This window comes from Arthrobacter pascens (genome assembly GCF_017052465.1).
GTDB lineage: Bacteria > Actinomycetota > Actinomycetes > Actinomycetales > Micrococcaceae > Arthrobacter > Arthrobacter pascens.
On the sequence record NZ_JAFHKT010000148.1, the window covers coordinates 44,495 to 56,152 of the forward strand.

General features: G+C 66.2%; 10 protein-coding genes and 1 tRNA gene. All 11 read left to right on the top strand.

All coding sequences use genetic code 11. The features are described from left to right. Positions 1 to 18: 18 nt before the first annotated feature. Positions 19 to 1,167: an adenosine deaminase gene (locus JYA52_RS16415; RefSeq protein WP_205654233.1), complete on the top strand. Its 1,149-nt coding sequence runs from the start codon at positions 19 to 21 to the stop codon at positions 1,165 to 1,167. A 124-nt stretch (positions 1,168 to 1,291) separates the two neighbouring features. After that, positions 1,292 to 1,927, top strand: coding sequence for a MazG nucleotide pyrophosphohydrolase domain-containing protein (locus JYA52_RS16420; RefSeq protein WP_205654526.1), 636 nt, complete (start codon positions 1,292 to 1,294; stop codon positions 1,925 to 1,927). Positions 1,928 to 2,049: 122 nt separating this feature from the next. After that, on the top strand, positions 2,050 to 3,330 hold the full coding sequence (gene eno, locus JYA52_RS16425; RefSeq protein ID WP_205654234.1) for a phosphopyruvate hydratase: 1,281 nt from the start codon (positions 2,050 to 2,052) through the stop codon (positions 3,328 to 3,330). Positions 3,331 to 3,455: 125 nt separating this feature from the next. Next, positions 3,456 to 4,169 carry an FtsB family cell division protein gene (locus JYA52_RS16430; protein WP_205654235.1) on the top strand — a complete coding sequence of 238 codons (714 nt, stop codon included), beginning with the start codon at positions 3,456 to 3,458 and terminating at the stop codon, positions 4,167 to 4,169. A 74-nt stretch (positions 4,170 to 4,243) separates the two neighbouring features. Next, positions 4,244 to 4,909 (top strand): DUF501 domain-containing protein, encoded by a 666-nt coding sequence (locus JYA52_RS16435; protein WP_205654236.1) that lies wholly within the window; start codon positions 4,244 to 4,246, stop codon positions 4,907 to 4,909. Further along, complete coding sequence (locus JYA52_RS16440) at positions 4,906 to 5,853, top strand: Ppx/GppA phosphatase family protein (RefSeq protein WP_205654237.1); 948 nt, start codon at positions 4,906 to 4,908, stop codon at positions 5,851 to 5,853. Before JYA52_RS16435 ends, JYA52_RS16440 begins: the two co-directional genes overlap by 4 nt. Positions 5,854 to 5,886: 33 nt before the next feature. Beyond that, positions 5,887 to 7,287 (top strand): S8 family serine peptidase, encoded by a 1,401-nt coding sequence (locus JYA52_RS16445; protein ID WP_205654238.1) that lies wholly within the window; start codon positions 5,887 to 5,889, stop codon positions 7,285 to 7,287. A 34-nt stretch (positions 7,288 to 7,321) separates the two neighbouring features. Next, positions 7,322 to 8,785: an NAD(P)/FAD-dependent oxidoreductase gene (locus JYA52_RS16450; RefSeq protein WP_205654239.1), complete on the top strand. Its 1,464-nt coding sequence runs from the start codon at positions 7,322 to 7,324 to the stop codon at positions 8,783 to 8,785. A 177-nt stretch (positions 8,786 to 8,962) separates the two neighbouring features. Beyond that, entirely contained in the window at positions 8,963 to 9,961 is a 999-nt protein-coding gene (locus tag JYA52_RS16455; RefSeq protein WP_307869405.1) for an N-acetyltransferase, read from the top strand. Beyond that, a tRNA-Leu gene (locus tag JYA52_RS16460) sits at positions 9,952 to 10,025 on the top strand. Before JYA52_RS16455 ends, JYA52_RS16460 begins: the two co-directional genes overlap by 10 nt. A 273-nt stretch (positions 10,026 to 10,298) precedes the next feature. Beyond that, positions 10,299 to 11,645, top strand: a complete 1,347-nt coding sequence (locus tag JYA52_RS16465; RefSeq protein WP_205654240.1) for an ABC transporter substrate-binding protein — start codon at positions 10,299 to 10,301, stop codon at positions 11,643 to 11,645. Positions 11,646 to 11,658: the final 13 nt, after the last annotated feature.

Here is an 11,658-nt window from a genome sequence, read left to right on the forward strand (position 1 = left end):
CAACCCTAGAGTTGGTACGTGACTGAGCCAATCGTTGACGCCGCCCCTGCCCTTGACTTCGACCTGAAGAGCCTCCCCAAGGTGTCCCTTCACGACCACCTGGACGGGGGTCTCCGCCCCGCAACCATCATCGAGCTGGCGGAGGCCGTTGGCCACACCCTTCCGTCGACCGACCCCGCCGCGCTGGGGGAGTGGTTCCGTGAGTCCGCGAACTCCGGCTCCCTGGTGCGCTACCTCGAGACCTTCGACCACACGGTCGCCGTGATGCAGACCAAGGAAGGACTGTTCCGCGTGGCCAAGGAATTCGTCGAAGACCTCGCCGATGACGGCGTTGTCTACGGGGAAGTCCGCTGGGCTCCGGAACAGCACCTCCAGAAGGGCCTGACCCTGGATGAAGTGGTGGAGACCGTTCAGGAAGGGCTTGAAGCAGGCGTGGACGCCGTGGCCGAGACGGGCCGCGAAATCCAGGTGGGCCAGCTGATCACCGCAATGCGGCACGCCGACCGCGGCCAGGAGATCGCGGAACTCGCCGTCCGCCACCGCGACAAGGGTGCCGTCGGTTTCGACATCGCAGGCGCCGAAGACGGATTCCTGCCGTCGCGCTTCCGCAATGCCTTCACCTACCTGGCCGAAAACAACTTCCCCGCCACGGTGCACGCCGGAGAGGCCGCTGGACTCGACAGCATCCAGTCCGCCCTGGTGGACGGGCGTGCCCTGCGCCTCGGCCACGGCGTCCGCATCGCCGAGGACATCATGGTTGAGTTCGAAGACAACGAAGACGGCGTTGACGATGACGACGACAACGTCGGCCTCGTAACCCTCGGCAACCTCTCCAGCTGGGTGCGCGACCGCGGCATCCCGCTCGAAATCTGCCCCTCCTCAAACCTGCAGACCGGCGCAGTGGCCGCGTTCGGCGAAGGCATTGAGAGCCACCCGCTGGACATGCTCTATCAGCTGGGCTTCAACGTCACCATCAACACGGACAACCGCCTCATGAGCGGTGTGACCCTCACGGACGAGTTCGAGCTCCTGGTGGAGACCTTCGACTACGACCTCGACGACCTGCTGGAACTCACGCTCAACGCCGCCGAGGCCTCCTTCCTCCCGCTCGAGGAAAGGGAAGCCCTGGTGGAGTACATCAACGACGCCTACGCGAACCTTGGCTGAACACTCCGCCGGCGGGGTGGGAGAGCTGCGGGGTGGGCCCACAGCAGCAGGAGTCCCCGAGCGAGCTTGCGAGCTGGGGGAGCTGCTGGGGATTATCGCGGCACTTCGCGAGCATTGCCCCTGGATGGGCGCCCTCACCCATGCGTCGCTGGTGGAGTACCTCCTCGAGGAGGCCTACGAGGTCGCTGAGACGATCGAGACCGGTGGGGACGAAGCGGAGCTGAAAGGCGAGTTGGGGGATGTGCTGCTCCAGGTTGTGCTGCACTCCCGGCTCGCCGAAGAGCGCGGCACCTTCGCGTTCACCGACGTCGTCCGGAGCCTCACCGCCAAAATGGTCCGCCGAAATCCGCACGTGTTCCGGCCGGACGGCTCCCTGCAGGACACTTTCCCTGCCACAGTGGAGGAGATTGTGCTCAAGTGGGACGCCGTCAAGAAGGCCGAAAAGCCCGATCGGGCGAACCATTTTGAGGGCATCCCTGAGGCCCTGCCGGCCCTGGCCCGGGCGCAGAAGACCCTGGACCGGGCTGCCCGGGCAGGGCTTCCGCCGCTGGCTGAGCCAGCCCCGCTGGTTGAGTCTGTCGAAACCCGCGCTGCCGGCACTCCGCTGGCTGGGCTCGTCGAAGCCTTCGACTCCGAGCACGAACTCGGTGAGCTCCTGCTCGCCGTGGTCGGTGCTGCGCGCAGTAAGGGTTTCGACGCCGAACGGGCCCTCCGCGGTGCCGTGCGGCAGTACCAGGACCAGGTTCCGCCGGGATCATGACGTCCGGGTGCTGGATAGGTTTCCGTAACGTGCACCACTCTCGACTACGCTAGTCCCTGACGAGGACGTCGAGATTTTCCGCTAGTTTCCCAGTAAATCGCTTCACCATAAGGAGCATATTCATGGCGCTTATCGATGCCATCCACGCCCGCGAGATCCTCGATTCCCGCGGCAACCCGACCGTAGAAGTTGAAGTTCTGCTTTCCGATGGCCAGATCGGCCGCGCGGCAGTTCCCTCCGGCGCCTCCACTGGCGAACACGAGGCCGTCGAACTCCGCGACGGAGACAAGGGCCGTTACCTCGGCAAGGGCGTCCAGAAGGCCGTCGACGCGGTCATCGACCAGATCGCACCTGCCCTGACCGGCTTCGACGCCACGGACCAGCGCAGCATCGACCAGGCCATGATCGACCTGGACGGTACCGCCAACAAGGGCAAGCTCGGCGCCAACGCCATCCTGGGCGTTTCCCTGGCCGTCGCCAACGCCGCTGCAGCCTCCGCTGACCTGCCCCTCTACAAGTACCTCGGCGGCCCCAACGCGCACGTTCTGCCCGTTCCGCTGATGAACATCCTCAACGGCGGCTCGCACGCCGACTCCGACGTGGACATCCAGGAATTCATGATTGTCCCGATCGGCGCCGAGACCTTCTCCGAGGGCCTGCGCTGGGGCGTTGAGGTCTACCACAACCTCAAGTCGGTCCTGCAGGCCAAGGGCCTCTCCACCGGCCTCGGCGACGAGGGTGGCTTCGCCCCGAACCTGCCGTCCAACCGTGCCGCCCTGGACCTGATTCAGGAAGCCATCACCAACGCCGGCTACACCCCGGGCAAGGACATCGCCCTGGCATTGGACGTCGCCTCCTCCGAGTTCTTCAAGGACGGCGCCTACCAGTTCGAGGGCAAGGCACTTTCCGCCACCGAGATGAGCGCCTACTACGCGGAACTCGTCGCCGACTACCCGCTGGTTTCCATCGAGGACCCGCTGGACGAAAACGACTGGGACGGCTGGAAGACCCTTACCGACTCCATCGGCGACAAGGTCCAGCTCGTGGGCGATGACCTCTTCGTCACCAACCCGGCCATCCTGCAGCGCGGCATCGACACGACGACCGCCAACTCGCTGCTCGTCAAGGTCAACCAGATCGGCTCCCTGACCGAGACGCTGGACGCCGTGTCGCTGGCCCAGCGCGCCGGTTACACCACCATCACCTCGCACCGCTCCGGTGAGACCGAGGACACCACCATCGCCGACATCTCGGTCGCCACCAACGCCGGCCAGATCAAGACCGGTGCCCCGGCCCGCTCCGAGCGTGTTGCCAAGTACAACCAGCTGCTGCGCATCGAAGAGGAACTCGACGACGCCGCACGCTACGCCGGCCGCAGCGCGTTCCCGCGTTTCAAGGGCTAATAGCCGGAATAACAACTGACCGGTGGCTATGGTGGAAAGACCGTAGCCACCGGTTTTGTTTATGGCCGCACGGTGGCGCAGCCCAGAATCCAGCCCAACCAGTGTCCCGCGTTTACAGGAGTGCCATGGCTACCCGCCGTCCCAAAGTTCCCCGGGCGACCCCAGCAGCCCGGCAGCCCGAGACCGGTACCTCCGGGGGAGATGTGATCCAGGCGGACTTCGGCGGTCACCGGCCCGTCGAGGGGGTCAGGGAGGCGGGCACAAAAAACGGCGGGGCCCGGGAAACAGGCGCGGGCAACGCGCCACCCCCGGGCAGCGCAGCAGCCGCGGGGAAGGCAGCATCACCGGGCAAGGCAGCGGCGCCCGGCAGCGGCTCCCCGCAGGAAGCTCCCGGAAAGAACGGCCGCAAAGGGTCCTCCGCCCATTCGCGAACCGATGAAAACCTCGACCCCATCCCCGCCAAGGCATTTTCGGGGCGCATGCTGGCACTGGCCGTCGTCATGATTGCCATCACCATCATGCTGGCTCCCACGGTGAAGATCTTCATTGACAAGCGCGCTGAAATCTCCGCCCTCGAAGCAGACATCGCCGCCAGCAAGGCGGACCAGGACGAGCTCAAGCGGCAGGTCTCACGCTGGCAGGATCCGAACTACGTCAAGCAGCAGGCCCGTGACCGCATTAACATGGTTATGCCGGGTGAGACCGGCTACTGGGTGTTCGGCAGCGATCTGCCTGCCGGCGAGTCGGCCGGACCGCCCGGTGCAGCAGCACAAGACCCCGCCAACCTGCCGTGGGTGGATTCCCTGTGGGAGTCCATCAGGCGTTCGGCTACAGACTAAAGCGGCGCCCGCCGCAGGACTGTCCCAGACACCTTTGGAACAGCCACATCCGGGCAGGAAGGACGGCCGCGCCAGTGGAAGAAAACACGGCACCTGCGCCGGTGGAATCCCGCCAGCCATCGGCACACGATCTTGAGGTGCTGAGCCGCCAGTTGGGCCGGCCGGTCCGGGACGTGGTGGAGATCCCGGCGCGCTGCGTGTGCGGCAACCCCCTCGTGGCTGCCACGGCCCCGCGGCTGAGCAACGGCACGCCGTTCCCCACCACGTTCTACCTGACGCACCCGGTGATCACGTCCGCTGTGTCGCGGCTTGAGGCAGCCGGTCTCATGAATGAGATGAACGACCGCCTCGCCGCGGACGCATCGCTGGCCGCGGCGTACCGCGCCGCCCACGAGGCATACCTGAGGGCCCGCGCGGAAATAGGTGGCCGTTCCGGCATCGGCGACGTACCCGAAATCGACGGCGTCTCCGCCGGCGGAATGCCCACCCGGGTCAAGTGCCTTCACGTTCTCGTGGGGCACTCGCTCGCCGCCGGCCAGGGAGTGAATCCTCTCGGCGACGAAGCCATCGCCGCCATCGGCGAGTGGTGGACCGCGGAACGCTGCTACTGCGACGGCGCCTGGGACACCGACGGCGAGGCCCCGTCCAGGGATCTCAGCCGGCATGGGCCCCAAGGCCTTCCGGCCATCGTGGGGCGGCCGGCTCCCGTGCGGAAGTCCAAGAAGGAGACCAGCGAATGACCAGGGTTGCAGCCATTGACTGCGGGACCAACTCCATCCGCCTGCTGATCGCCGATATCGACCGCGGCAGCGGGCCGACAAAACTCACCGACATCGTGCGCGAAATGCGCGTGGTGCGGCTGGGGCAGGGCGTGGACGCCACCGGCGAGCTCGCCCCCGAAGCCCTGGAGCGTACCTTTGCGGCCGCGGCGGACTACGCCGAGATGATCCGCGAGTACCGGGCTGAGAAAGTCCGCTTCGTGGCAACGTCGGCCACCCGCGATGCCCGTAACCGCCAGGTCTTCGTGGACGGCATCCGCGGCCTCCTGGGCGTGGAACCGGAAGTGATTTCAGGCGACGAGGAAGCGGCGCTCTCGTTCGCCGGGGCCAGCAGCGTGCTGCCGATGTCTGGTGCCGACCGCGTCCTGGTAGTGGACCTGGGCGGCGGAAGCACGGAATTCGTGCTGGGGGACCAGAACGGCGTGATCGCCGCGAAGTCAGTGGACATCGGCTGCGTACGGCTGACCGAACGCCACCTCACGAGCGATCCGCCCACCGCTGAACAGATCGCCGCGGCGGAGGCCGACGTCGACGCCGCCATCGCCGAAGCGGGACTGGACGTTCCGCTGGAACGCAGCACCGCCGTCGTCGGCGTTGCAGGCTCCGTTACCACCATCACGGCGCATGCGCTGAAGCTGCCGGAGTACCTGCCGGCCGCCATCCACGGTGCCGAGCTGTCCATTGGAACCATCGAGGATGCAGCCAGCGACCTGCTCGGCATGACCCGGGCCCAGCGGGCGGAGCTGCCCTACATGCACCCCGGCCGCGTGGATGTGATCGGCGCCGGCGCACTCGTTTGGCGGCGCATCCTGACCAGGATGCGCGGGCTTACCGCAGGAGAGGTCATTACGGCCACCGCCAGCGAACACGATATTCTTGACGGAATTGCCCTGAGCGTCAGCTAACGAGGCACCAGCCCACCGAGTATTGGATCTTGAATGACCAGAGCAACAGCCCGGTTCCGCCGGACGGTCTCGGCTCTGCTGTCGGCGGCGCTGGCTGGCGGCGTCGCTGCGGCAGCAATCGCAACAGCCCCAGCGGCGCAGGCCGACACCTGGCGCGACAAGGAATACTGGCTCAAGGAAGCCGGCATCACCAAGGCCTGGGAGGTCTCCAAGGGTACCGACGTCAAGGTCGCCGTCATCGACAGCGGCGTGGACGGCAAACATCCGGACCTGAAGGGCGCCATTGCCGGCGGGCATGATGTCTCGGGAGCGGGAACACCGGACGGACAGAAAAGCATCGGCGCCAAGCCCGAGCACGGAACGCTGGTGGCCACCATGCTGGCGGGCCGTGGCCACGAAGCGCCGCCCAAGAAGTCCACGGCCAGCGCCAAGCCGTCGCCGGTCCCGCCCGCGTCGAATTCCAGGCCTGACGGCATCATCGGCGTCGCCCCCGAGGCCCAGATCCTCGCCGTCTCCACGTGGCTCGGCTCCGAGAACCCCGGCGGCAAGAGCGATCAGGACCAGATTCCCGAGGCCGTCCGCTGGGCGGTGGACAACGGAGCCAAGGTCATCAACATTTCGTTGGGCAGCACCTCCCCGGAGTGGCCGCAAAGCTGGGACGCGGCCTTCCTGTACGCGGAGCAAAAGGACGTGGTGATCGTGGCGGCGGCCGGCAACCGGGTCGGCGGCAACGTCCAGGTAGGCGCGCCCGCCACCATCCCGGGCGTGCTCACCGTGGCGGGACTGGACCTCAACGGGCAAGCCAGTGTTGACTCCTCATCGCAGGGCATCAGCATTGGGGTGGCAGCGCCGGCTGAAAAGCTCGCCGGCGGGCTGCCCGGCGGAAGCTACGCGGAATGGGCCGGCACCTCTGGCGCAACGCCGATCGTCTCCGGCGTCGCCGCCCTGATCCGCTCCAGGTGGCCGGAAATGAGCGCCGAGCAGGTCGTCAACAGGATCGTTTCCACGGCGAAAGACGCCGGCGCACCGGGTAAGGATCCGCTGTACGGATTCGGTATGTTGGACGCCGAGGCCGCGCTGAAGGACGAGGTAGCGGAAACCCAGACCAATCCGCTGGGGTCCATTTCAGACTGGATCCGGGTCCACCGGCGCGGCAACCCTGCCACTCCCACAGCCCCTGCGGCTCCGCCCGCCGAGTCCCCGGCGGCGCAGCCCACCCTACCCGAGGCCACGGTGCCGGTCGCGGAGCCGCCGTCGCAGCTGGACAGTGCGCTTCCTGCTGCCGTCGTTATCGGTTTTGGCGGCCTCTTCATTGCCATCATCGTCGCCGGCGCCATACAGCTGAGCCGTGCGTACCGGGCGTCCGGGGGGAGCTCCGAAGAGCCCGACACCGGCGCGCTGAACAGCGTGGATTCCAGCGGTCCGGGCAGTTAGTGAAGATTTTCACAAACTACGGTATTCTGGATGCATGGCAACCACCCCTCAGCTCCAGGACCGTCCCAGGGTACTCGTCGTCGGCGGCGGGTACGTCGGCCTGTACGTAGCCCTCAAACTGCAGAAGAAGATCGCAAACGCCGGTGGCATCGTCACCGTCGTCGATCCGCTGCCCTACATGACCTACCAGCCGTTCCTGCCCGAAGTGGCCGGCGGCAACATCGAGGCCCGCCACGCCGTGGTCTCCCACCGTCAGCACCTCAAGCAGACCGAGCTCATCCAGGGCCGCGTCACGTCGATCGACCACGCCAACCGCACCGCCGTGGTTGCCCCGGCCGACGGCGGCGAAAACTTCGAGGTGCCCTACTTTGACGTCGTGGTCGCCGCAGGCGCCATCACCCGCACGTTCCCCATCAAGGGCCTGGCGGACAAGGGCATCGGCCTGAAGACCATCGAGGAGGCTGTTGCGCTTCGCAACAAGGTCCTCGAACGCATCGAAGTCGGCTCCACCATGACCGACCCCGTTGCCCGCGCCCGCGCCCTGACCTTCGTGGTTGTCGGCGGCGGCTTCGCCGGCATCGAGTGCATCACGGAGATGGAAGACCTCGCCCGCGCGGCGGTCAAGAACAACCCGCGCGTCAAGCAGGAGGAAGTCCGCTTCGTCCTCGTCGAGGCCATGGGCCGCATCATGCCCGAGGTCACCGAGAAGCAGGCAGTCTGGGTTGTGGAGCATCTCCGCAGCCGCGGCATCGAGGTTCTGCTCAACACCTCGCTGGAAAGCGCCGAGGGCGCCCTCAAGCTCATCAACCTGCCGGACAAGTCCCTGGCGCAGGAATTCGAGTCCGACACGCTCGTGTGGACCGCCGGCGTGCAGGCAAACCCGATGATCCGCTCCACCGATTTCCCGCTCGAGCCGCGCGGACGTGTCCGGGTCCTTCCCGACCTGCGCATCGCCGGCGACGAAGGCATCATCGAGAACGCCTGGGCAGCCGGTGACATTGCCGCGGTCCCCGACCTCACCGGCAGTGGCCTCCCGGACGGCACCTGCGTCCCCAACGCCCAGCACGCGCTGCGCCAGGCCAAGCGCCTTGCCAAGAACCTTTGGGCTTCCCGCTGGGAAAAGCCGCTGACCGACTACAAGCACAAGAACCTTGGTGCCGTGGCCGGCTTCGGCGAGTGGAAGGGTGTTGCCAACATCAACCTCCTGGGCCGCATCGGCCTCAAGGGCGGACTCGCGTGGCTGGCACACCGTGGCTACCACGGCATGGCCATCCCCACCGTCGAGCGCAAGATCCGCGTGATCTTCGGCTGGATCCTGAGCTTCATCATGGGCCGCGACACCACACAGCTGGAGGACCTCGACAACCCCCGCGGTGCTTTCATTGCGGCCGCCACGCCGGCCCCCAAGCCGGCGGCCGCTCCGGTTGCCCCGCCCGCGGCGAAGCCTTCCGACGCTGAAAATGCTTCCAAGGATGCTGTTCCGGCGAAAGCCAAGTAAAAAGCAGCAACTGACGACGGCGGCCGTTCCCTTCCGGGGAGCGGCCGCTTCGTCGTTTGGGCCCCCGGCCTCCGGCCTGATTCCAGGTCGGTTCCGCCCTGATTCCACCCTGTTTTCGCCTTGGTTCCGCCCGCCCGCGTCCCGGGAACGGGCTGCCGGGATGTCTAGACTGGCTGCATGACCGGCGAAACGAATCTCCAGACCCTCCTGGCCACAATGCATCCGGTACTCCGCAGCGGAGAATACGTGTACGTCCTCTGGCCTCATGGAAGGCCCCTGGCCCCCGGCATTGAGGCCGCAGTGCGCGAGGCCGAGGGGCTGACGGCGGTGCTGCCCCGCGCCGAGGCGGACGCCCTGGGGCTGAACTACGACTTCGTGGCCGCCTGGATCACGCTTGAAGTTCATTCGGAGCTCGAGGCCGTGGGCCTGACGGCGGCGGTGAGCCGGGCCCTCACGGACGCGCGGATCAGCTGCAATGTACTGGCAGGCTTCCACCATGACCACCTGCTGGTGTCTGTCGGGGACTCCGCCCGCGCCCTCGAAGTGCTGGCCGAGCTTTCCGCCGCGCACGCACCCGATCACGAACAAGTGCGCGAGGTGAAGCTGCGGAGCGAGAAGCCCGAAGACCGGGAGGCAATCCTCGCACTGACGGCGGAGGCATTTTCCGTCTCACCGGTCACTGGGTTGCCCGTGGACGGTGAACCGGTGGAGGTGGACCTTCTGCGCCGCCTCTTTGACTCCGACGAATACCTGCCGGAGCTCAGCGTTGTCGCCGAAGTCGACGGAGAGATCGTGGGGCACGCGATCAGCACCCGCGCGTGGGCGGACGGCCTTGAGCTGCTCGGCCTTGGACCCATTGGAGTCACTCCCAGGCTGCAGCGCCACGGCATCGGCTCGGCGCTGATGCGGGAAACGGTGATCCGGGCCAACGCGGCGGGGGAGAGGGGCATCGCCCTGCTCGGCAGCACGGACTATTATCCCCGCTTCGGCTTTGTCCCGGCATCGTCGATGGGCATCGAGGCGCCGGACAAGCGCTGGGGGACAGCTTCCAGTTCCTGCCGCTCGCGCTGTGGCCCGGCGGTGTTCACGGAACTTTCCGGTACGCCGAGCCTTTCTCCGCAACTGAAAGCAACGCCCGCGGCGGAAAGCGATAGCATGGACCGGGCGCCCCAGTAGCCCAATTGGCAGAGGCAGCGGACTTAAAATCCGCGTGTTGTGGGTTCGAGTCCCACCTGGGGTACACAGTTTGGCGTAGCCGGATGTGGCTGGCCGGAGGAGGACCGCCGGCACTGCGTCCCCGCTTGCGCGCCTGCCGTCTTCCCCGACGAGGCCGGTCGCTTTCTCATCTTTTCCCCCGCTTGGCGCGGGTGTCCCATATGCAACGAGTGTTATAAGGATGTGACCTTAGTCACTTATGTTCACGCCTAAATTGCACTAGCTTGAAACTAACTCAGGAACACCTGACCAATCGCATCAAAGGGCGTTCGCACCTTTCGATCGAGGAGACTCTCAAATGATTTCACTCCCCCAGGCGGCGCCCCGAGTCGCTAAGCTAACAGCGCTTAGCATCGGCGTCGCCCTTCTGGCTACGGCCTGCGGTGGCAGCCCCACCCCAAGCTCGACGGAAACGACCGCCGCGGCAGGGGGCATCGCCTGCCCGGCACCCAGTGCCACTGCAGGTGCCACGAGCACCGCAGCAGAGACTGGCTCCGTGCCTGCTTCGACCACCACCACCCCCACGCCGCTGAAAATTGGATCGCTCCTGCCGACAACGGGGTCGCTGGCGTTCCTCGGCCCGCCCGAGATCGCCGGTGTGAACCTCGGCATCAAGGAAGTTAACGACGCCGGCGGCGTCCTGGGCAAGCCGGTCCAGGTGATCCACCGCGACTCCGGCGACACGAAGACCGACATCGCAACGCAGTCCACTACAGCATTGCTGGGCCAGGGAGTCAGCGCCATCATCGGTGCAGCATCCTCCGGTGTGTCCAAGACCGTGATCAACCAGATCACCGGTGCAGGCGTAGTGCAGTTCTCGCCTGCCAACACCTCGCCGGACTTCACCACGTGGGAGGACAAGAACCTCTACTGGCGCACCGCTCCCTCCGACGTGCTGCAGGGCAAGGTCCTGGGCAACTACATGGCGACCTGTGGCGCACAGACCGTGGGCATGATCGTCCTGAACGATGCGTACGGCACCGGCCTGCAGAAGAACGTCAAGGAAGCTTTTGAAGCAGCAGGCGGACAGGTTGTGGCCGAGGAACTCTTCAACGAGGGCGATTCGCAGTTCAGCAGCCAGGTGGACAAGGTCATCGCGGCCAAGCCGGACGCCATTGCCCTGATCACCTTCGACCAGGCCAAGAGCATCGTGCCGCTGCTGACCGGTAAGGGTATCAAGCCCACGCAGTTGTTCATGGTGGACGGCAACACGTCCGACTACAGCAAGGACTTCAAGGCCGGCACCCTGAAGGGTGCCCAGGGCACCATCCCCGGCACGTTCGCCAAGGAAGACTTCAAGAAGAAGCTCCTCGCCATCGACCCCGCCCTGAAGGACTACAGCTACGCCGGTGAGTCCTACGACGCCGTGAACCTGATCGCGCTGGCCTCAGAGGCTGCCAAGAGCACCAAGGGCACCGAGATTGCCAAGCAGCTCAAGGGCGTTTCGGAAGTCGGGGAGAAGTGCAGTACGTTCCCGGCCTGCGTCACGCTCCTCCGTGAGGGCAAGGACATCGACTACGACGGCCAGTCCGGCCCGGTGACCTTCTCGGACAAGGGCGACCCCACCGAGGCCTACATCGGAATCTACGAGTACCAGGACGACAACAAGTACGCGCCGTCCAAGGAAGAATTCGGCAAGCTGTAAGCCGTTTTCCCCA

Coding starts and splice junctions, on each gene's coding strand:
- JYA52_RS16420 (WP_205654526.1), top strand. CDS start 1,292: ATGGGCGCCCTCACCCATGCGTCGCTGGTGGAGTACCTCCTCGAGGAG.
- JYA52_RS16430 (WP_205654235.1), top strand. CDS start 3,456: ATGGCTACCCGCCGTCCCAAAGTTCCCCGGGCGACCCCAGCAGCCCGG.
- JYA52_RS16445 (WP_205654238.1), top strand. CDS start 5,887: ATGACCAGAGCAACAGCCCGGTTCCGCCGGACGGTCTCGGCTCTGCTG.
- eno (WP_205654234.1), top strand. CDS start 2,050: ATGGCGCTTATCGATGCCATCCACGCCCGCGAGATCCTCGATTCCCGC.
- JYA52_RS16455 (WP_307869405.1), top strand. CDS start 8,963: ATGACCGGCGAAACGAATCTCCAGACCCTCCTGGCCACAATGCATCCG.
- JYA52_RS16440 (WP_205654237.1), top strand. CDS start 4,906: ATGACCAGGGTTGCAGCCATTGACTGCGGGACCAACTCCATCCGCCTG.
- JYA52_RS16465 (WP_205654240.1), top strand. CDS start 10,299: ATGATTTCACTCCCCCAGGCGGCGCCCCGAGTCGCTAAGCTAACAGCG.
- JYA52_RS16450 (WP_205654239.1), top strand. CDS start 7,322: ATGGCAACCACCCCTCAGCTCCAGGACCGTCCCAGGGTACTCGTCGTC.